Origin of the sequence: Shimia sp. MMG029 (assembly GCF_027947445.1) — a bacterium.
Taxonomy (GTDB): Bacteria; Pseudomonadota; Alphaproteobacteria; order Rhodobacterales; family Rhodobacteraceae; genus Shimia.
This window is the reverse complement of the sequence record NZ_JAQJIM010000001.1, coordinates 704,461-725,993: the sequence shown is the minus strand read 5'-3', so window position 1 is coordinate 725,993 and position 21,533 is coordinate 704,461. Positions and strand designations below refer to the sequence as shown.

Here is a 21,533-nt window from a genome sequence, read left to right as displayed (position 1 = left end):
CTTACCCCTCGATCCGCGGCTTGGTGACAAGCTCTTTGAAGTTGAAGAAGCGCAGGTACAGCAGGCTGGCTGCAATGCCGATGACCACAAGGATCAAAGCATAGGCTGCACCAAACCCATATTGCAGGTTGCCGCCATAGTTGTTCAGCGCCGTATGGTAAGCCGCCAGTGCCCAAACCTCTGTTGCACGTCCCGGCCCGCCATCGGTGGAGAGCAAGATGTACTCAAACGACGTCAGCAAAGACAGCGTCTGGTATGAAGTTGTGAACAGGATCGGCCAGCGCAGTTGCGGCAGGATGATATAGCGCACCTGTTGCCAGCGGTTGGCGCCATCCACCTCTGATGCGTAAAGCATCGAGGACGGGATTGCCTTAATCGCGGAGGAAAACAGGATCATGCCAAGGGACGCGCCCACAAACCCGTTGATCAGGATCACAACGACCCAGGCGTTGGTGGCAGTGTCTAGCATCCAGTTGCGCGGTGCTATGCCAAGGTAGCCCGTGATGGTTGCCAAAAACCCTGTGTCCCAAGTGAACCACTTCCACATCAGCACATAGAGGACGGGCGGCAAAATACGCGGCAGAAACCAGATCGTACGGAACGTCGCCGCCATCCCCGGGGAGAGGTAAAAGGTTGAAATCGCAAGAAACAGACCAAAGCCCACGTTGAAGCCGAGGGTCAACGTAACGTAGATCACCGTGTTCATCGCGTAACGGTAAGAGCTGTCGAGCGAGAACAAAAGTTTCATGTTCTCTGTGGTCCAGACCCAGCCTGTGTAGGCTTCTTTGACCAGTATGTCCTGATCTGCCTGAGGAATGCCAACACCGTCCAGAGCGGTGCGGAAGGCCGCCTCGCTGCCAAACCGCTCATCCATCACACTCGTCTTGAAAAGCTCTGCGAGGGCTTTTCGATCACGCGTGGACCTGATGCGATTGTCACGCAGATCCTTCAGCGCGCGCTCCATATCCCGGCGCGCATCAAACTTGGCGCCGCTGTGCAACGCGGCAAGTTCATCGGCCGTTGCCTGATCACGGGCTTCTGCGAGGCGTGCGAGGCCGGCGTCATCCACCAGATAGCCCGCATTTTCGAGCGCGTCATAGGTTTCGTCAGACACGCCACTGGCTTTCACGCCGCGCAGGTCAGATTGAGACAGCAGGTAGTCCCCGCCGGTGATGCCCGTTGAGGTGGACATATTGGTAAAGGCGAAGAACACCGTGAGGATGACCGGGGCAAGGAAAAACAGCGCAACAACAATCAGTGCAGGCGCAAGAAATCCAAACCCAAGCGCATTGAAGCGTGGCATGGTCGGCTCCGAAAATAGTCAGGGATCGGGGCCGCAAAAGCCGCCCCGATCAAGGTTTGATTTATTTGACGATCAGGTTGTCGCCGAGTTTCGCAGTCAGTTCGCTTTCCAGCTCTGCAACAGCATCTGCTGGGGATTTGACACCTGTCCAAGCGGCTTCCAGACCTTTGAACATCGCTTCAGAGAAGGCGCCGTAGTCCAGATTGTTTGGCTGAGCATTTGCTGTACCAAGCAGACGCTCGGTTGCCTCAGAGGCCCAACGATCGTTGGAATAGATCTCGATGTTGGACTGCTGTTTGGAAATGCCAAGGTGTGCAGACTGGATCGCGTGCAGCGAGTTCATGCGCGGCTCAGAGGCGATTTTCACCAGCTGTGCGGCGATATCTTCGTGATCGTCGTTCTGCTGATCGGTCACCAGATACACCAGAGGGTGCGTGATGGTGTTGGCGCGGCCGTTGTCGTTGCCAGCTGGGATCAGACCAAATTCAATGGTGCCAAAGAAGTCTTCGTTGCCTTCTTTGCCGGTGTAACGCGCATAGTGCCAAGTGCCGCCGTGCCAGGTCGCGGCTTTGCCGTTGGCCACTTCGCTGTACCACTGGCCCCAATCTGTGCCGAGGTGGTTCTTACGTGTGATACCCGCATCAACAGCATCTGCAAAGAACTGGTAGAAGGCTTCCATGGCGGCTTTGTCGAGCACAAGCTTGCCGGTTTCCGGATCCTGAAGCACGCCACCAAAGGATTGGTAGAACTGCGCGTAGTCTGGACCATTGGATGGACGTGGATAAAACCCATAGCCCTCTTCTACGAGGCCCATTTCAACCGCTTTTTTTGCGTCTTCCAGCACGTTTTGCAGGGTATATTCACCGGCTTCGATTTTGGCTGGCAGCGCTGCGATATCTGCATCGGAATAGCCGATGCCACGCATCGTGTCTTTCCAGAAGAAGAACGGACGGCTCTCTGCGTCCTGAGGAATGCCCCACTGGATGCCGTTATAGGCCGCGATTTCGAGAAGGTTCGGATAGATGTCGTTCAGCGGCCAGGCGTCGAAATCCAGATAGTCTTCGGTTGGCACGATGTAGCCCGCCTGGCTCCATGGTGCGATGTCGAGGTGGCTTGTGACGACGATGTTTGGCGCGGTGCCGGCTTCTGCCGCCAGGGTCACACCTTGTTTGAACTCTTCCCAGCCGCCAAAATCACGTTTGCCTTCTACGGTGATGTTGAGCTCACGCCCCTCAATCGCCGCTTCGCGCTCAAGCATATCTGCCGCGAGTTCAATCGCTGTGATCCGGTAAGCATCCGCGTCATTAGAGCCGCCAGCCCAAACAACGATATTCACATCTTCAGCCAATGCCGGAACCGCGGCAGCGCTCAACATAAGCGCAGCAAAGGCGCCTTTAAATTTGGAAACGGTCATTAGGTACTCCCCTGATTTCATCCCGCATCAAACTTTCGCACACGTGTGCAAAAAGCTCTCTAAGTTGGGTTTGTGTCACCTGTGTGAAGGTCTGTATTTTTCCAGAAAAAATTCATCAGGAAACTTAAGGCGAAAAAATAACTGTAATTGCCAATATATTCACAGACTCACAAATCATGTGACACAACTCCTCCCAGCGTCATAAATGAACACGTGTGCACTTGTGTCAACAAAAATTCACAAAATCTGAGAAAACGGGGCCGTGCAAGTCCTATCGCAACACGCCCAAGGCAGCACTTGCCACACTATGAAGGGGCTTCAAAGACCCAAAGAGGCACACTTAAAAGAAAAAGAACCCTGCCCTCATTCGCGCCGGCTGCTCGGTTTGCCCTGCTTCAAAATTGGCAAACACAATCGCATTCTAAAAACTCTGTTTTGCCGCGATTTCACGTTACCTGCAGCGAAGTGACAGGCAGTTATTGCGGAGACTGGCAAGAGTTTGGCGTCTGTATCAGACCTTCTCCAAAAACGCGATCTTTGCCCGATGCGCCAATGTCTCGCGTCATCGATGAAAGCTCTCCACGCACTTGATCAGCACTATAGGCGAGCCAGTCTTTGTTGGCGGCCACAGCAGCGGTCACAAAGGGTGTTGCGGCAGACGTGCCGGAAAGAATGCGCGGACCTGTGTCGTCGTGCAGGACAATATCAACTCCCGGTGCGGCCACATCAATATGATCGCCACGCACCGCCTTGCTATAGACCTTCAAGTCTTGATCAAGCGCTGTCACAGCCAGCACAAAGGGAAAAGCTGCGGGGTATTGCGGTGGCGCTGATGCACCTTGATTGCCTGCAGCGGCCACAAAGACCATTCCATCGTCAGCGGCCCGCCCCATGCCTCGATTGAGCAGCTTGTTGCGCGGCCCAGCGAGGCTGATGTTCACCACGCCAACATCTTGTGTCGCCAGCCAGTTCACCGCTTGCAGAATCGCCGTCACACCGGCGGTGGCCTCGCCTGAAACAGAACTCTCCACAACGCCCGCGCTGAAAAGAGCCGTATCGGTGAGCCGGGCGTCCCCGACCAAAAGCTCCGCCATTTGCGCCCCATGATCTTGCACAACGCCCTGCCCGACCGTGGCGAACGCTTTCTGCCTGACCAGACCGTTGCCAAGCAATGGGTGCTGCGCAGGCAGAGCCGCATCAATCATCCCAACACGCTGAACCGCCTGACAGCCTGCTTCAGGCCACCCAATCAGCGCATTTGCATAGGTTGTGCCACCCGGCGCAAACGGGCTCGCCTGCAGACGATAAAGATGATGCGCCCCTGCGGTAACACCCGGAACAGCCGTTTCTATCTGCTCAATGGCATCCGGGATGGTGAGCCCCTCCGGAATCGTCAGTGACACAAGGACATCCCCCAATGCCTCAAGCTGGCGTACTGATCGCGTGACATACCCTAAGGTTTCGGCCCGTTCGATCAAAGTGTCAGGCGCCCCCGCCACCAACACGATGAGCTCGCTCTGGTCCCGCACATCGGCGCGTGCAACTTTGGCTGGCTGCTGGGCAGCACAGGCCGCCAGTAGAAACATCCCAAGAAGAAAACCAAACGCTTTTGACATATTTGTCACCTCATCACAGCGGTTCGCCGCACATTAGGGTTGCGCCACAAAGGACACAGCCGGCGCCGCGTCGAGCAAAGTTTTGCCTGCTTCCCATGCTTCTGCTGTTTCAAACCTTATTCGATAAAGCCCTGCAGCGCTTGGACCATCAACAATCTGCGCACCGGCATTTGCCAGAAGCGTCGCCACGGTTGCGATTTGCGCATCTGGTTCAAAAGCTACGGCCAATTCAAAGCCTTCGTCTGCCTGCGATGCGGTGTGAAAACGGGCCTCCTGCTGTACGACTTTGGGCATGAGCAGCAGCGCACCTTGAGCGATCACCGCGATTCCTAGGGCTATGGCAGCAACGCGCCAATGATTTGGTGTGGCACGATTTTGAAGCAGACGCTCTTGCGGCGCATCCGACAAAGCCGCTTCCAAGCGTCGCCAGCCTAGCTCTCCCGGTGGCGAAACCGGCGCCTCCTTCTCCAAAGCGGGTCTTATGCCGCGCAACAGCGCAATCTCGGCGCGCAAGGCCGGCGTCACCGCCATATCGCGTTCTATCGCTTGTGTCAGTGTGTCACTGGCTTGCCCTCGGACATAGGTGTCCAGTTCCTCGTCATTGTAGGCGTGTTCCCAATTGTCACTCATCGGCCACCTCGTGCTTTTGCCAACCTTGCCATAGGTCGGCGGACCGCTCCCAAAGGTTCAAAATCATTTCGCCCCTCTTGTGAGGCACCGCATCAACAGCTGTTTGGCGTGAAATATGCGCGACTTTACCGTTCCGGCAGGCACCTGCTCGACGGTTGCAATTTCATCATAGGTCAGCTCTTCAAAATAAGCCAAATGGATGGCCGCACGCTGATGTTGGCCGAGCTTTTCGATACAGACACGCAAACGCGCGGCATCCTGTGCCGCAGCAACGATAATTTCGGCATTCGGCGTGTCATCGGGGACAGTGGTGTCCGCCTCTCGCAGATCAACACGTCCATGTTTGCGCAGGTGATCCACAATCTTATTGCGGGCAATCGAGAGCATCCATGACCGAAGCGAGGCCCGGCCCTGATATCGCTCGGCCGTGCGCCAGACGGTCAGCATCGTTTCGTGAACAATGTCATTGGCCTCAAACTCATCACGCAAGCGGCTGCGCACAAACCGCCAGACCGCCTCAGAATGGCTCTCATAAAGCGCGCGCATGGCCTTCACATCACCATTGGTGACACGCGCCATCAGTGCTTGATCTCGATCTGGGTCTGTGGCGGTGGTCATGAGGCCCCTGTGGCGACATTGCAGCAAAAACGCCCGCAGCCTCTTCCACCCAAGGCTGTGCTGTCAACCGTACGCAACGGTCTGGCGGCCCTTTCAGTGCTTTGAAACATGCAGCCACAGATCACTCTTACGTGAGGGCGCATCATGCAGCCAAAATGCGAAGGCTGAAGAAAATTACATTTTCTGCAAACAGCCTCTGGACGTCCCCGAAAACCATAGCTATACCGCCCCACATCTTCTGAAGCACTTTGGCAGATGTAGATGTTCCGGCGTAGCTCAGCGGTAGAGCAGTTGACTGTTAATCAATTGGTCGTAGGTTCGATCCCTACCGCCGGAGCCATAAAAAGCCCTTAAGTCGCAAAGGCTTGAGGGCTTTTTTGATTTTTGGATCAGGGGCAGATTTTAGATTTAGGGGCAGTTTGGGGGCACTTATTCTCAACAGCTCCCTAGCCATATCCATAACTCTCAACACACGCTGCGCGTTACCGAAGTCGCCACTACCACCTTGCCTGAAGCCCGAAAACGTATAAGCTCGGTCGGGATAGTTATCTTTTCTTCTTCTTTTAGAACAAGGTGCTATGCAATGAAAGCTAGCTATGAGGACCTGCGGACTGTCAAACAGCTTGTGAGCGAAACCCCTTTTCTGACTGAGCAAAAGCTCCGTTGGTATATCTTCAATGCGGAGACGAATGGGCTTCTCTTCGCGATCGTGAAAATCTCTAACCGGGTTTATATCGACCGCGTTGCATTTGCGAATTGGGTGGAAAGCCATCGAATGGCCCCAGCCAACTATTGAACTGAAGCGATCTACATTCCGTAGCAGCTTGAAGGGACAGCCCTGCCGAAAGGCAGGGTTGTTTCCATTTAAAAGATAGGGCCACTCAAACGAGCGGCCCTTCGATTGGAAGGTCGCCTGATCGACCGAAGCCTGACAGGCGATACAGTTTTTTCGACAAAACGTCGAGGTATCTGCTCAACCAGGTGAGCATTTGTAGAGCTTATGTGTTGCTGCTCAAACCAAGGATCAATGCCGGTTTATAGCATTCCCAAGCATTCCTTTCCGATTGGTCAGTTCGAACTGAAAGGACGCCTCTCTGTCCCCAAGCCAGGTGCCCGCACCAGCCGAGTGCCTGGCGGGGCGATCGTCTTTCCTTCCACGGGAAATTTCGAACAAACGGAAAGGTCAGCCAGATGAACACAAAATACCAACATTTCAAAAGTCTGAGAGACGCAAAAGCAACACTGGCTCAACAAATCGGTACAGTTGAGATCAGCTTCTTCAGATCACGAGAGAATTTCTCAATCTTCCGCGTCAGACGTGCGGGAGACCGCCATTACGTAGGTACCCTCTACGAAGGGCCGGATTGCTTCCTACTGATCCCGCTAAACCCATAGTTCGTTGATTTCACAAGGTTTGCGCACTGCGCTTTGCATGCATTCACGCCAGGCGCTCAAGCGCAAGGCATGCTTACATGTTTCGCGCGTATCGTGAATTCATGTTAGCATTAAAGAAAAGGTCAAAGAAATTGACATATATCGTTGGTTTGGTTTCCCAGAAAGGTGGCGTCGGGAAATCAACACTATCGCGCATGATCGCTCGTGAGTTCGAGAAGGGCGGCATGCGCACCAAAATCGCCGATCTGGATACCCAGCAACAGACATGCACATACTGGGCGGGGCGTCGCGCCGAGTGCAATATTGAACCTGAAATCCAGGTTCAGAGCTTTGCGACCGTGAAAAGCGCTTTATCGGATGCGCCTCGATTTGATGCTCTGATAATGGACGGGAAGCCAAATGCTTCGGAACAAACGCTGGAAGTGGCCAAAGCCGCTGACGTGGTGGTGATCCCCACTGGGCAGACAGTTGACGATTTACACCCCGGCGTTTTGCTGGCGCATAGTCTCGTTCGCAAGGGCATTCCCATTCCCCGCATTGCTTTCGCAATGTGCAAGACGACCGGCAGTGCCCGTGAAAGTGACGCCGCTCGTCGCTATCTGGAAGAGGCCGGTTATTCCGTCCTTGAGGGAGAAATTCCGGTTTCCACTGCCTACGGATCGGCATCCGACAACGGCAAGGCAATTACCGAAACTTCTTATGTAACGTTAAACCGCAAAGCTTCGGACCTAGCGCAGAGTATTGTTGATCGCCTTACGGAGCTTGCTGAAAAGAGGGTCGCCTAATGACAACAAATATTGCGAAGCTAAAAACCCTGAAAGGTAATCCGCCGAAAGCACAGGGCCAAACTGATGTGATCAGCAACGACGGTCGCGCTGAGACGATCGAATTGAAGCCCCTGCAAGTACGAATTCCCAAAGCTGTCTTCGAGGAATTCTCAGAATGCGCGGGCAAAGAGTTTGGCTTCAGCCATGGCGCGAAGAAAAAACTCTTCTTGAAGATGTGGGAAGCATTCAAAGCGCAAAACATGAATGCATGATCGCATGCATGTTGCGTTGATTTGGACCTACTCCTCGGCGACACGCGATATCGTGGACCGCGACACGCCCATCAGTCGCCCAATCTCAGCGTTGCTCATGCCTTGAAGGCGCAATTTAACAACCTTGGAGCGTTGATACCTGGACAGCTTGGAAGGCCGCCCCATCTTGCGACCAGCGGCCATCGCACGCACCCGCCCCTCGGCTGTTCGTTCGGTGATCAAAGACCGCTCGAATTCCGCCAACCCGCCTAGAACCGTGAGAACTAGCTTTCCCGTGGGCGTAGTGGTGTCTGCCCAACTATCTGAAAGCGACTTCAGCTTTGCGCCTTTGGCTTCAACTATATCGACAATTTCAAGGAGATCGCGTGTTGAACGGGCCAATCTGTCAAGGCGCGTTACCACGAGGACATCTCCCGACCTCAGTGCGTCCAGAGCCTTACGCAGCTCAGGACGGTCGCTTCGTGCCCCACTCTCTTTTTCTCGAAGAACCAGTTCACAACCAAAAGCGCCAAGCTGATCCAGCTGAGCGTTTAAAGTTTGGCCCGACGTCGATACACGGGCATAACCGATAGATTTCATGGAACAATTATGCACGCAACATTCGCACGCGCCAAGTAATTGTTATATTGGGATAAATTCAAGTGTTCAGAATTCTTGAATTTTGCACGGGAAGCAGAGGCGATAGCGGCCCGACGCCGTCTGCCAACTTGTTCGTATCTGCTGCAATCCTGGGCTTCAGAAAGCTGCCCATCGCCATAGCTCATTTGGGCTGCGCAAAAATATCGCATTGCCGCCGTTTGCTGCGCCTGCCGGGTCTGGAGGCCTGAAATTCCAGGGTAGAGCCACTTTCAACTATCCAATACATGAGAAGTAGTCTACTCAGCCGAGTTGCAGTGTTGCAACGCCCAGAAATCTCTGAGGTTCAACGTAAGCGTTTATGTCGATTGAAATAATCATAGACACACCATAGAGTGCCTAAGGCATCGATACAGGACCAAACAGATACTAGAGGCACCACTTGCAGACATCCGTTATCGACTTCTTTTGTGGTTGCGGTGGCACCAGCGCTGGCTTAGCCAAGGCTGGCATGAATGTGCTCGTCGGTATAGACTATGATGAGAGCGCGCTTAAGACTTACAAACACAATTTTCCTGAAGCAAAAGCTCTTTCGACAGACATCTCCAAGCTGACTTGCAGGCAGCTGGAAAAGGAACTTGGCGAAGTTCCCAGACCTTTGCTCTTTGCAGCTTGCGCCCCCTGCCAGCCATTCTCAACCCAAAATCGGCATAAAGACAGCGCAGACACACGTGTGGTATTGTTAGACGAGCTTCACCGTTTCGTACGAAAATTTAGACCTGAATACTTGGTGCTAGAAAATGTCCCTGGAATGCAAAAAGTCCAACACGGCCCGTTCTTTCGGTTTATCGATCTACTGAAAAAATTACGTTACAATTTTGACTATGATGTGCTCGATGCGGTGGACTACGGAGTACCGCAATCGCGACGAAGGTTAGTATTGATAGCTTCCAAGGTTTCGCCGATTTCGCTCCCTCAAAAGACCCATGGCGATGAAGACGGCTTGATCGACTATATGACGGTTAAACAAGCAATTGGACATCTGCCAGCATTGGAAGCCGGCTCTTGCGACGCCAGTGTTGCAAACCATCAAACTGCGCGAATTTCTGATATTAATCTGCTTCGATTGAAACACACTCCAGAGGGCGGAGATAGGCGTGATTGGCCGGACGAACTGATTCTCAACTGTCATAAAAAGAAAACCGGGTACACCGACACTTACGGTAGACTGTCTTGGTCAGAGCCTGCAAAGACTTTGACCACCAAATGCATTTCAATTTCGAATGGGCGTTTTGCACATCCAGAGCAAGATCGGGGGCTTTCAGTGCGCGAAGCTGCGACTCTTCAGAGTTTTCCGCAGGATTTCGAGTTCATTGGTACTATTTCTCAGACGGCTAGGCAGGTAGGAAACGCTGTACCTGTCAGATTTGCCGAGTGCTTAGGAAAGCAAATAATTACAGCAAAAGATGGTCAGATAGATGGCTAAGTTTCGGGCGCGAGCAAGAACGCTGGACATGCTTGGTAAGCAACAAATTGCAGGCATTCCAAACGCACTTCATGAACTATTCAAAAATGCGTATGATGCCTATGCAGACAATATTTCTGTAGATTTCTACCGACGTCCTCAAGTCTTATTGATTAGGGACGACGGTGTAGGCATGTCACGCGAAGACTTTGAAAGCCGTTGGCTAACTCTTGGTACAGAAAGCAAACTGCGGGAGGCGACTACTTCTTCACTTCCACCTGTTAGAAAGGGAAGGCCTGAACGCCCGACGATGGGTGAAAAGGGCATCGGGCGACTTGCCATCGCGACCATAGGGAAAATTGTACTAGTCGTTACTCGCCCAGAAGGTGAAATTTCATCGGATAAACAAATCACTCTTTGCTTAATACACTGGGGGTTGTTCGAAATTCCAGCAGTGGATCTGAATGAAATCAATCTACCACTTCGAACAGTTGATGACATCGATCTGGTTACAAACGATCTCATTCATGACATGAGAAACGAACTAGTTGAAGCTACCAAAAGCCTCGCAGGGAACCTAACAGCGCTGCCCTACACTGCTGAAATTGAAAATGATTTTAAAAATTGGTCGCTTCCAATCGAACGACTTCAAAGTCTAGACTACGGCCCGAACCTAAGATCTCAACGATCAGGTACACATTTTGTTGTCCATCCTGTTGCTGAGGAGTTGACCGACGATATTGATACACGGGACAAGCGCACGAACAGCACGGGTCAGGCAACTTCACTTGAAAAGATGCTTTTGGGGTTTTCGAATGAACTCACCAATTCTGAACCCGCTGCGTTGAACGCTAACTTCAGAGATCACCTAGAAGATGGTCAAGTCGTTGATCGAATAGCAAGCCAAGAATTCTTCACCAAGAACGAATTTGAAATTGCGGACCACAAAGTTAAGGGAAAGTTCGACCAGTTTGGAAACTTTTCAGGAGAAATTTCCATATATGGCGGCGAATACAAGCCGCTAGAAATTCCCCTTTATACCAGAGGGTTAAAGAGAGAATGTGGTCCATTCAACGTCTCATTTGCCTACGTTCAAGGAAGCAAACGCGATACAAAGCTACCCTCAGATTTGTGGGAACCGCTTACCGCGAAACTAGACAAAATCGGCGGCCTCTACATCTATCGAAATGGCATTCGAGTTCTTCCTTTCGGGAATTCGGATGTTGATTTCTTGGAAATCGAGCGTCGAAGAACGCTTAGTGCTTCCTACTACTACTTTTCCTATCGGCGTATGTTTGGCGCTATCGACATCACAGCGGCTCAAAACGCTAACCTCAAAGACAAGGCCGGGCGTGAAGGCTTTCAAAGCAATAAGGCATATCGTCAATTCCGCGAACAGCTAATGAGGTTCTTTGAAGAGCTTGCAGCTCGGCACTTCCGAGAGGATGGAGCCTACTCAGAAGAATTTATTGCTGAGCGCGATGCACTTCAAAAAGAGCATAAACTCGCGCAAAATCGCGCAAATTCTTCCAGGAAAAAACGCGACAAATTCACCGCTCTGCTCGAGAGTTACTTTGACAGAACCGACAAGCTACAACACGAAACGCAATTCTCAAACATTGTCGACAACGCGGAAGCAAGCGTCGCGACGCTTGTTGAGAACAGCGATCTCGAAAGCGCGGCAGAAAACATCCTTTCAATAGAAAAAAAGCTCTTCATAGATCTGCAAGAGTCGCTCCAGAAATTCAAAGTTGGTCGCCCAAGCGGCATTGGATTGACCAAATCTCTGGCCAAGCAGTGGGAGCAATATCAAAGATCATACGCCACAGATGTCTTTCCACAATTTGAAAACGCTCGTGAGAGAGCGGTTAGGTCAATCGGAAAATTGGCCGAAGAGGCAAAAGTACACCTTGATGCAAGACAACGTTTGCGTTCTTCTTTGCTTGCAGCAGAGGAATTCTCAGAGAAGTCGTTTACAGCCAAGCGAAAAAAGACCGAGGCTGCACTGAAGGACACTTCTGAGTATGTGAGTTCACAACTTGCACTGGCCAAAAGGACACTTCAAGAGACGAAGGATGACTTGTACGGTGCGCTTGCCGGTTTCAGCTTTGACAAAGCCACTGAACAAGATGTTGAGAACTTCCAGTCTGAACTGGAAACAAGTCTTATCGACGCCCGCCAAGACTTCGAGAAGCATCTTGCGAGTATCAGTACCCAATTGAATAGAGTTCGTGAGGCCGAAACCGACTTACTAGCTTTTTCAGATGAGACAGTTGCTGCTCTAGAAACAGAGTTAGAAGTTCTGAAAGAGGACTACACTCACACTCTTGACCTAGCACAGTTGGGTATGGCCGTAAGCATCGTCCAGCACGAATTTGAAGGTAACGTAAGGGGGGTTCGCCGTTCCCTGCAATCAATGAAGCGTTGGGCAGATAAGAACGAGGCGCTAAGGGGTATATATAACGACATCCGAGATGGCTTTGACCACCTCGATAACTATCTTAGCTTGTTTACTCCTTTGGACCGACGCCTACGGCGCAGGAAAACAAAAATCACCGGAACTCAGATCTATGAGTTTATTGATGACTTGTTTGGGGAACGCTTTGAACGCCACGAAGTTTCATTCGAAATCTCTGATAGCGCCGCTGAACAGTTCCTTGAGAGCTATGCATCGGTTGTTTTGCCCGTCTTTGTGAATCTCGTCGACAATGCAGTTCATTGGCTTTCGAAAAAGGACGGTACTCGCAACATTCGGATCGATGCAGTTGGAGAGAATTTCATTCTCAGCGATGACGGTCCGGGAGTTTCTGCACTGGACCGAGATCTCATATTTGAATTTGGGTATTCTAAAAAATTTGGCGGCCAAGGTATGGGCCTCTACATCGCGAAAACATCGCTAAACAAGGATCAACTGGACATAAATTTGATCAAAGAAAACCGAGTTGGCGCACATTTTCTAATTGGCCCACTGGAGGCATAAATTGACTAAATTTGATTTTGTGGACATTCCAAGGGAATTTCTTGGTGCAGCGGTACTCATTGATGACGATTTGGACTGGTCCGAAGCAACTGAACCAAGTTCTTCGGAAACAGTTGATTTGATAGAACCCGATGATTTCAGCGGTTCCGCTGAAACTGAAGAACAATCTTCAGGCAAAACGGATACATCTGTGAACGCAGAGGCGGTTGTTGATGGTTTCTCAGAGCTCGGATTGGTCTGTTCGACCTACCGATGGCGCGAAAACCATGAAAAAGTTCCCAAATCCACGGAGAAAGCCGACCTTATTGTTATCGATTGGAAGCTAAAACCTGGAAACGAAAAAATTGCGCTCGGCATTCTTACTGAACGCCTGAAGCAGGATTTGAGTGAAAGAAACCGCCTTCGTTATATTGCCATTTATACTAGTGAAAGTAGTGAAAAAGTACTGAATGCGGTCGTTGAAGGTTTCAACAACGATGTTTCCGCTATTACAGCAGCAAGAAAAGGCGACGCGGTACACGTTTTTCTAGATTCAGGCGCAACCATCTGGCGTGTCGGTCATTTTTCCAAAAAAATCCAAGGCGGCATGTTGGCGACACATATTCTAAACGACTTTGCGGACTTTCAGGACGGCGTGCTTCCTCGCACGGTCATGGCCGCAGTCGCCGAAATCAAAAGAAGCGCATATGAACACCTTTTCCGTTTCGGAAAGTCCCTTGACCCTGCACTTGCCACCCACCTACTTGATAAGCGTATAAGTGAACTGGAGTTTCCTACATCTCGCGACAGCTTTGCAGAGTTCGCAACGTCATTAGTATTGGCAGACATTTCAGCTGCGTTGCATTCATCCAATTTGGTGGCTTCAGCGACAGGCAAGACAGATTTGACGCGATGTCTAGGGTTAGAGAATCCTAAATCGATGGGTGTACTTAGGGACCAACTCGAAGACCCAAAGGAATTTGATCAAGAGCAACTTGAAACAGTGTTTTTTTCTGAGGATTACGACAAGTTCGCCACAGTGATTGAGCAAGGTTTGAAGTTAAATGCAAAAAAGAAGAAGAGTTTCAGAGAAGGTAAGGCACCCATTGCGCTTTCGACAGTTCAGGAAGATGACCTCACAGCTTTGGCATACCTTGACCAGATTAATAGCTATCCTAAAAAATCCAACGGAAGCTACGCGTTGAAGTCTGGAACTATTTTGAAGCGGGTTCCAGATACGGAAGCAGAACCCGAATTCTTCTTATGTTTACAACCGCTCTGCGACTCCGTGCGTCTATCAGGTCCAACTTCATTCCCGTTGCTGAAGCTTCTATCGGTTTCGGCTAAACAAAAGTTCTCTTTCCCCATAAAAGAGGAGAAGGGTTATAGATATTTAACCAGCAAATTCAAACTATCAGACGTCAATATGGCAACCTTTGAGCCAAACGCAGAAAGTCGGGATGTAAGAAGTTCAACTTCAGGTCCTGACGCGACACAGGTATTTACTTGCTATGACAATAACGAGTTCGTTTGGATTGGAGAACTGAAGCCACACTACGCTGCTGAAGCTCAAGGGGCACTTGCGACACAAGGCGGGCGCATTGGCAACGATAAATTTGAATGGTTAAGGCGTAAAGCGTCATAGATTTTCGCTTTTTTACCGCGATCATCTGTCAAAAGAAAATGCGTAAATTGCTAAGAACTCCGCCTCCTACGGGTGCCTAACCGCAACTGATTTATCGCTCCAGATCGTCTTGCGCACCGCGACTGCGGTCGTGCATCAGTGCATAAAAATCACGTACCGTCTCATTACGTTGCGCCTTCACATCGCGGCGACGATCTGTCTCTAACGCTTCTTCCCAGGCTTTCGCGAGATGAGCTTTTTCCATCTCTGTCAGATCTGATTGCCAGATGTCTTGCTCGGTAAGCGGCTCCATTGCTGTTTGGCGCGCGTGCCAGAGCTCCAAACCGCGTTTGCGGCGTTGCTCCCTGTCGCCCGTTTGGGCAACAGTATCATTGTATTCCGCCTCGGATGCACCTAGGCGTGCATGCAGCTCCAGTTCGTCATGTTGGTTGATTTCCCACTGGTTTCGCAAGCGCTCTAGCCTACGATGTTCACGCGGTATTAGCTTCGCTGCTTCGTTAGCTTCCTTTCGGCCCTTGGTGCGAAAACCGAAGAAGCTCCAACCCTTTTTCTTGCCCACAGTATCTAGGTCGATCTCGTCAAAATTTTCGCCCGCTTTCAGGCGGCGGTCGATCTCGGCCCAAGCGGCGCGCGGGTTGCGGTAGAGCTTTGAACAGGCCTCTTCGAAACTCCTGTTAGCTTTGCCAATGTCCTCGGCAACGCGTTCCTTGACCCATTGGACACGCCGGATCGTGCGCCGGTCCTTAGCGTGGCGCTGTGCGGCTTCGATGGCGCGCTTTTCGCGGTCCCTGAAATAGGCATAACGATTGGTTGCCAGAAGCGCGTGTTTCACGCGGGCTTCCGATTCAGCTTTGCCCTGAGCCCGCTGACGATCAGCATCGTTGTCGAGTTCATCCAGGATGGACTCAGGGCGTTCCGCATCCGGTGGCTCCAGCTGATCGGTCACCTCGCGTGCGAGGTCCTGATCGATTTCGTAGTCCTCCCAGGTTTCCTGAAATCGGTTTTCCAGCCGATCTTGCCGGGCGTGCTTTCCGACCTTGGACAAGATCATGAAGTGCTCGCCATCTGTAATGCGGAACCCTTGGCCTGCGCGCTTGAGATGCAGACCGTGTGCCTTCAGTCTGGCTTCCAGGTCAACCCAGCTGGTAGCGTCCTTGAAGTGGGATGTGATGTCGCTGCGAATGCGGCGCATCTCTGTCTCAGACCACTTCGCGAGTGGCTTGTCGCCTTCACGGTCCGCTCGGAGTTTTTCCTCGCGAGATGCCTTCCTTTTTCGATCAGGGTCTTTTTCGCCTTTGCGCAGTTCTTCGAGATCGGGCCTGTCCACGATCCGGAACCCCAGTTCCTTTTCCTGACGCTCAAGGCTTTCCATGATCCGGTAAACATCTCGCCACGGGTTCCAAGCCCGTCCTGACTCCGGATGCACCCTGTTGACGACAATATGGATGTGAGGACAGTCGCCATCGTCGTGCGCGACGATGAGTTGCTCATGCTCTGAGAGGCCAAGATCAGCAAGTAGAGTCTCGGCCACTTGCATTTGCACCTCTTTCGGCGGCTGTTCTTCCGGTGGCCAACTGATCGGCAGATGGTACACTGGCTTCTTCACGCCACGAGAAAGCTCCGCTGTCGCCCGCATGACGCCAGCCACAACCATAGGGTCAGTGGTTGGTAGGTTGCGGGCTTCTGACCAGATCACACGATGGGGGCTTTCTTCTCCCCGTCTGCCTTCATGCAGATACTTGAGAAGACCTTTGAACCCCCGCCCTTTATAGGGGTTGCCGATCATGGGCAGAACGGACGGAGCTTGTCCGTCAGGTCATGGAGAACTTTGAGAAGTTGATCTTCGCTAACAAGTTCTCCTTTGTTGGCCTGACGGGCAAGGCCATTGAGCCTGGTCCCTTCGTGGGCCAGTAGCGTGATGGCCTCCTGCGCGATCGCTTTGGATGAGGCTTCACCCGATGTCCAAAATGTGAGAGCGCCGGACACGCGGCCAAAAACATGCTTGATATGCTGAGCACCATCAATCTTGCCATTTTGCGCGTGGTCCAGGAGCTGATTTAGATTGTTCCCGACACGGGACAACTGCCGGATCAGCTCCCTAGCCTGAACGCTGGGTTTAGCCCTTTGCGGCTTACCCAGGGCAAGGCTGCGGATGAATGCTGACATCGTAACGCCTGCACGGTCCGCACTGGCGGATATGCGTGCACGCTCAGTCGGAGTGACCCAAAAGGTCAACTGCTCTGTGCGACGTTCGTGTTTGGGTTTCTTGGAACCCCTTGGTCGTGCCATTCATCCAAGCCTTCTGTGGCGCTTGAACAGACGAGGTGATTCCCTTGAGACGTAAGCGTTAGCGGGTCGAATGGGAGATCATATCTCCTGTACAGAATAGTTTTTTCTGTACAGAGATACTTCCTCGCTCCTCAAAAGAACGCTACCGCTATCCCCGATGATGTCAACTTATGGTGCTGGGCAAAACGGTTTAGATTGTGTTTCTGACACAGTGCCTTAACCAACAATCTTCAACATCTCGGGCACCTTGTCAATTACTCTCAACACGCGCCAAAGCCTCACAACAGCTACCAAGATGGAATTGGTCAGATGTCACTTGCATCTTGCGCCATAAACCGGAGCGGGACTTAACATGCCAACCAAACAGAAAGGCGTGGTTCGGATCGCCAATTCGCAGTTCCGCGCCCCACCACATATCCGTGCAAGACTGGGCCGCTTTCACAACTGTCAGTTTTAGGGTTTTCATGTCCGCCATAAGGAAATGTGAGGCTGGTCAGAAAGAACAAAAACGAACGTGATCCTCCCAGACACTTTCCCAGCCTCGCAATTCGATTGAGTATGAAGGGCATTATCATGAGCAACTGGGCAAGCTTGAGTTACAGCAATACCGCTACATTCGGCGAGCGTGTTTTTGTTAACATGCCCTGGCGGGCAAACATGGACCGTAGCAACAGGTTAATCGCCTGGATTGCGCCCATCGTGGGGCGCGAAGATGATCCGGGTGCGTGGCGATTTCGGGCAATGTCCGGAAAATCCGACCTGCCAGAAAATCAAACAACAGAGCTTTTGGCCAGTGTCTTCACCCTGATTGCTGGACATGGATATGTGCCCGAGAGGATCAGCTTTGCCGCCTTGGCCGTTCTGGCACAGAGGCCACAGCATCAGATTTCAGCGGCCCATCGCGAAGCCGCAAAACACCACATCGCGAGGCAAAAGGCGGATAGATTCGAGCCAATACTCAGCCTGAAAGATGGCCTCTCGCAGTAACATCCAACAGATAGCATGCCGCCCATTTCCCAAAAGGCCGACACACAACTGCTACGAGAAGCATCTTCCTCTGGCATGGAGGGCAACTCGCGGATAGGCTGGATGAAATAGATAGATCGCGGAGCCCTTTATTGTCAGACAAGAGGTCATTTCTAACACGACTAATCTACCATGTCTCGAAGTCGTTTCGGAAAAGCATGGACCAAAGCTGGGAAGAGCGTGAGGGAACGCCGCCGCCATGGACAGCGATAGGACAACAGTATCACGCAGCCCGCGCGGAGCGGGATGCGCTGATCGCCAACCCACCCCCCATTCATGGCGATGCACGGTTCATGGTGCGCGATGAAATCTACGCTCTGGAAACAGAAGCGATTGCCAAGAACACTCGTGATTACCAGGGGCGCAATGGCTGCATGATCCTCGGCAATGGGTTCGACCTGGACACTGCTGAGTGTGTGAGCACGGTTGCCTCGACCCCGCCGGGGCATTTGCTAACCCTTGCTGCTACCAGATCAGGCAAAGGCACAAGCCATATCGTGCCTAACCTCTTGCTCTACGACGGCTCCATGGTCGTGATTGACCCCAAGGGCGAGAACTACGCGCTTACCCATGAGGCGCGGCGCAAGCATGGACGCGTCATTCGGATTGACCCGTTCCGGGTCACAAAACGATTTGACCCGGTTTCCCCGTATGCGGGCCTCAATCCCATGGAGTTTGTAGAAGGCGAAAGCGAAGCCAGACGGTTGGCCTCCCTGCTGCTGGGCGATGCTCCAAAGGGGGAAGGCAGGTTTTGGCATGATGAAGCGATCAACCTGCTTTCAGCCGTGATCCTCGCCTGTGCTTCAATTGGGCGGAACCAGATCAATGATGTGCGTGACGTGCTGACCGCCCCCAATCTGTCAGCGGGCAACGAACCCTCCGCTTTGGCAAATTATCTGGGTGCTCTTGCCGAAAAGTCGCCGGAACCCGGAGCACAGCGACGATTGCAGAGTTTCATCGGTTATTCTGACAAATTGCAGTCCAGCATTCTGGCCACGATCAATGCCGCGATGAGCATTTGGGACACGCCGGAAATCTCTGATGCAGTCAGCCGCACCGACTTACCATTTGGCGATCTGAAAACGGATGTCGCCACGATCTATGTGGTTTTGCCCTTCGACAGGATGGGCGACTATGGCGCCTTCCTGCGTCTCATGGTCGGCCAGTTTTATCAGGCCATGATCAAAGGGGCACAAACGGGCGGCATCCCCGTCGCTTGCGTTATCGATGAGTTCCCCGCCCTCGGCCCTATGAAAGAGCTTGTGCGCGCCCTGGCCGAGGTCGCGGGCTATGGCGTCCGCTTCTGGCTTTTTGTGCAAAGCCTGTCGCAACTCAAGTCACTCTATCCCGACGACTGGAACACAATCCTGTCGCAGTGCGGCACGCTCTGCGTTTTTGGCGTCACGGATGGAGAAACCGTGGATTGGCTCGGAAAAGAGCTGGGACAAAGAACCCGCGCAATCGCGGTCCCTGGGATCAGTACTGGCGGTTCTGGCCGGGATGCGGATGGGGCTTTAAATGTAAATGGCGGCATCAATGAAGCGGTCCAGTTTGCGGGTACGGCCCTGCTATCGCCAGCCGAGATTAGAGAATATCTGGGCATTGGCTCGCCTTGGGAGGTGATCTTTCTGTCTGGCAAACGCCCGATGCTGGCAATGCGGATCACCTTTCACGATGATCCGACGTTAAACCAAATGGCCGGACGTTTCGACGATGCTCCGCTCCTAGCCATTCCCAATCACTTTCGCGACACGGAGCATTGGAAAGGTGTACCCAAGGGCTTCAAGTACGGAATAAGGGACTCCAATGACGATGTATGAAGAACGTGATAGCTACCTGAAACTGACGACAAGCGCCAAAAAACGCACAGTCGCCGCGCCGTGGTTTCTGACCGGTATGGGTGATCCTTATCAAATGGACATCCCCGAGAACGCAAAAGCCTGCTACGATCCGAGGCAAAAAATACTGCATATCCGGGAGCCTGAACGCGGATCGTCCACCACTATCACACCCTCGGTCCGGGTCCGGATCGACCATGCCGAAGATTTCCACGACATTGAATTTATCGACCTCGAAGACCCAACAAAACTGCTGGCTGGGATTTATATCAATGAAGGCGTTTTGAGCTTTGAAGACAAACAGCTCTTTGCCTTCTCCAACACGCTGATGTTTCAATCCTTGTGCCGCTTCCTGGCCTCGCCCGTATTCAATCCGTGGGTAAAACTGCCCCACATCCAGAATGACCGCGCTTTCTACCAGTGCAACTTGGAGGCCGGGGAACTTTGGCTGAACCCCGAAATCGAAGGCGCAACAGTGGTAGATCGTGTCCACAGCGAAATCACCTATCTGACTTTTGAGATTTCCACGCCACTGCCTGCCTGGAACAAGGACACGCGGCAGGACGATATGCTGCCGCCGGGTAGATATGACGCGGAGGTGATCAAAGCCGATCACGATACGGGCGATGTTATCACCGTCCGCGCTGATGGCTGGATCAAGGATGGGACAGAGCTTTGCACGTTCCACATCCCGTTTGCACCGCTCTACGAGCGTATGCAGGATGGAACCGCACCGGCAGGCGCGTTCAGCTACCGCATCCCCTTTGATCCGCGTGAGCATACCGATCTTGCGCTTAGGGCAGCAGCACCCCAAGCGAAAACAGGGCTTTTTCGCAAATTATTGGGGAACTAGGGAGAAATTACGCCGTATATCAGAGCCCTTGAAACCGCATGTGCTCTGTTTCGGGCATTCAATCGCTTAGCAGCATTTTTGATATGCAACTCAACAGTTTTGTCGGACAAAGACAGCTTGAAGGCAATTTCCTTGTTCGTCAGACCCGCCGCGACCCAAAGCAAACACTCCTTTTCACGAACTGAAAGGGGGAAGAACTGCCGCATCATATCGCCTTCCTGAACGCGCGAATGAAACAGCATCGCCGCACTTTCTACAAACGGAGTAGCTCGTGCGACAATTTCATCTCCTTCCTTGTCGTTGCTGGCCTCGAAACACACACCTGTTCCGCCCAACTTCCAGTTCGAAGCATCCCGAACCGGAATGGTTACACCATAATCCATACCAAAATCTCGGAGGGAATTTTGGAAAAACTCTGATTTTTCAGTTCGATATTTGCCCGCGCGCGGGTCCTGCCAAGAGATTGGACGCTGATCTTCAGTCAACGCATATTGTGCAAAGGGGTCATGATCGATGTACCCTTGATCCAAATACAGCGTATTGAACTCTTCTGGATGGGACGACATGGCGACGACTTCGGATGCGATCGACCGACCGACCGTTTTTGGAAAAAAACCGTAAACCGCACTCTTCGCTCCAAGCTGAGCCAATGAGTTAGAGTAAAGCGACCAAGCAAGGTCCACAGTTGCTGCATTGGTCAGCTTCTCCGAAAAATCCAAGACGCGGTTCGTGCGCTCGCTATCAATAAAAGTAACTCTCTTCATTGGAAAACTATGATGTAACCCTGAACCCTTTTAATTTATGCGACTGCATGATCACTCGGCAATGGTGCATCATTCAAGAAGAACATGTTCGTTAGGCCGCTTC

General features: G+C 52.1%; 17 protein-coding genes and 1 tRNA gene. 9 read left to right on the top strand and 9 right to left on the bottom strand.

The window, feature by feature from the left end; genetic code table 11:
- Position 1: 1 nt before the first annotated feature.
- The 5 genes from PJL69_RS03490 to PJL69_RS03470 all read right to left on the bottom strand — a co-directional run bounded on the left by PJL69_RS03490 (position 2) and on the right by PJL69_RS03470 (position 5,581).
- Positions 2-1,303 (bottom strand): carbohydrate ABC transporter permease, encoded by a 1,302-nt coding sequence (locus PJL69_RS03490; protein WP_271308413.1) that lies wholly within the window; start codon positions 1,301-1,303, stop codon positions 2-4.
- Positions 1,304-1,364: 61 nt separating this feature from the next.
- Positions 1,365-2,717, bottom strand: a complete 1,353-nt coding sequence (locus tag PJL69_RS03485) for an ABC transporter substrate-binding protein (protein WP_271308412.1) — start codon at positions 2,715-2,717, stop codon at positions 1,365-1,367.
- A 476-nt stretch (positions 2,718-3,193) separates the two neighbouring features.
- Entirely contained in the window at positions 3,194-4,333 is a 1,140-nt protein-coding gene (locus PJL69_RS03480; protein WP_271308411.1) for a S8 family serine peptidase, read from the bottom strand.
- Between the two features lie 33 nt (positions 4,334-4,366).
- A complete protein-coding gene (locus PJL69_RS03475) occupies positions 4,367-4,963 on the bottom strand; it encodes a hypothetical protein (protein WP_271308410.1) in 597 nt (198 codons plus the stop codon).
- A 63-nt stretch (positions 4,964-5,026) separates the two neighbouring features.
- Positions 5,027-5,581, bottom strand: coding sequence for an RNA polymerase sigma factor (locus PJL69_RS03470; protein ID WP_271308409.1), 555 nt, complete (start codon positions 5,579-5,581; stop codon positions 5,027-5,029).
- 265 nt (positions 5,582-5,846) lie between these two features.
- Here PJL69_RS03470 and PJL69_RS03465 point away from each other — a divergent pair.
- The 3 genes from PJL69_RS03465 to PJL69_RS03455 all read left to right on the top strand — a co-directional run bounded on the left by PJL69_RS03465 (position 5,847) and on the right by PJL69_RS03455 (position 8,015).
- Positions 5,847-5,921, top strand: a tRNA-Asn gene (locus PJL69_RS03465).
- Positions 5,922-7,053: 1,132 nt separating this feature from the next.
- Entirely contained in the window at positions 7,054-7,761 is a 708-nt protein-coding gene (locus PJL69_RS03460) for a ParA family protein (RefSeq protein WP_271308408.1), read from the top strand.
- A complete protein-coding gene (locus PJL69_RS03455; RefSeq protein ID WP_271308407.1) occupies positions 7,761-8,015 on the top strand; it encodes a hypothetical protein in 255 nt (84 codons plus the stop codon). The genes PJL69_RS03460 and PJL69_RS03455 overlap by 1 nt, the downstream gene beginning before the upstream one ends.
- Before the next feature lie 27 nt (positions 8,016-8,042).
- Here PJL69_RS03455 and PJL69_RS03450 read toward each other — a convergent pair whose 3' ends face one another.
- Positions 8,043-8,594 (bottom strand): recombinase family protein, encoded by a 552-nt coding sequence (locus PJL69_RS03450; protein ID WP_271308406.1) that lies wholly within the window; start codon positions 8,592-8,594, stop codon positions 8,043-8,045.
- A gap of 439 nt (positions 8,595-9,033) precedes the next feature.
- Here PJL69_RS03450 and PJL69_RS03445 point away from each other — a divergent pair, with 439 nt between their 5' ends.
- Genes PJL69_RS03445 through PJL69_RS03435 form a run of 3 tightly spaced genes read left to right on the top strand, consistent with a single transcriptional unit; the run spans position 9,034 to position 14,660 of the window.
- The gene (locus PJL69_RS03445) at positions 9,034-10,077 is read left to right on the top strand and encodes a DNA cytosine methyltransferase (RefSeq protein WP_271308405.1); all 1,044 of its coding nucleotides are present in this window, start codon (positions 9,034-9,036) and stop codon (positions 10,075-10,077) included.
- Positions 10,070-13,036: an ATP-binding protein gene (locus PJL69_RS03440; protein ID WP_271308404.1), complete on the top strand. Its 2,967-nt coding sequence runs from the start codon at positions 10,070-10,072 to the stop codon at positions 13,034-13,036. Before PJL69_RS03445 ends, PJL69_RS03440 begins: the two co-directional genes overlap by 8 nt.
- A gap of 1 nt (position 13,037) precedes the next feature.
- The gene (locus tag PJL69_RS03435) at positions 13,038-14,660 is read left to right on the top strand and encodes a response regulator receiver domain (protein WP_271308403.1); all 1,623 of its coding nucleotides are present in this window, start codon (positions 13,038-13,040) and stop codon (positions 14,658-14,660) included.
- A gap of 91 nt (positions 14,661-14,751) precedes the next feature.
- On the opposite strand, the gene PJL69_RS03430 is transcribed toward PJL69_RS03435, so the two are convergent.
- Both PJL69_RS03430 and PJL69_RS03425 read right to left on the bottom strand, forming a co-directional pair.
- The gene (locus PJL69_RS03430) at positions 14,752-16,446 is read right to left on the bottom strand and encodes a relaxase/mobilization nuclease domain-containing protein (protein WP_271308402.1); all 1,695 of its coding nucleotides are present in this window, start codon (positions 16,444-16,446) and stop codon (positions 14,752-14,754) included.
- A complete protein-coding gene (locus PJL69_RS03425; protein WP_441347449.1) occupies positions 16,443-16,949 on the bottom strand; it encodes a plasmid mobilization protein in 507 nt (168 codons plus the stop codon). The genes PJL69_RS03430 and PJL69_RS03425 overlap by 4 nt, the downstream gene beginning before the upstream one ends.
- A 657-nt stretch (positions 16,950-17,606) precedes the next feature.
- Here PJL69_RS03425 and PJL69_RS03420 point away from each other — a divergent pair.
- The 3 genes from PJL69_RS03420 (at position 17,607) to PJL69_RS03410 (ending at position 20,666) form a co-directional block, all read left to right on the top strand.
- Positions 17,607-17,936, top strand: coding sequence for a hypothetical protein (locus PJL69_RS03420; protein ID WP_271308400.1), 330 nt, complete (start codon positions 17,607-17,609; stop codon positions 17,934-17,936).
- A 197-nt stretch (positions 17,937-18,133) separates the two neighbouring features.
- Positions 18,134-19,795, top strand: a complete 1,662-nt coding sequence (locus PJL69_RS03415) for a type IV secretory system conjugative DNA transfer family protein (RefSeq protein WP_271308399.1) — start codon at positions 18,134-18,136, stop codon at positions 19,793-19,795.
- The gene (locus PJL69_RS03410) at positions 19,782-20,666 is read left to right on the top strand and encodes a hypothetical protein (RefSeq protein WP_271308398.1); all 885 of its coding nucleotides are present in this window, start codon (positions 19,782-19,784) and stop codon (positions 20,664-20,666) included. Before PJL69_RS03415 ends, PJL69_RS03410 begins: the two co-directional genes overlap by 14 nt.
- On the opposite strand, the gene PJL69_RS03405 is transcribed toward PJL69_RS03410, so the two are convergent.
- Positions 20,663-21,430, bottom strand: a complete 768-nt coding sequence (locus PJL69_RS03405; RefSeq protein ID WP_271308397.1) for a helix-turn-helix transcriptional regulator — start codon at positions 21,428-21,430, stop codon at positions 20,663-20,665. The genes PJL69_RS03410 and PJL69_RS03405 overlap by 4 nt on opposite strands.
- Positions 21,431-21,533 lie beyond the last annotated feature (103 nt).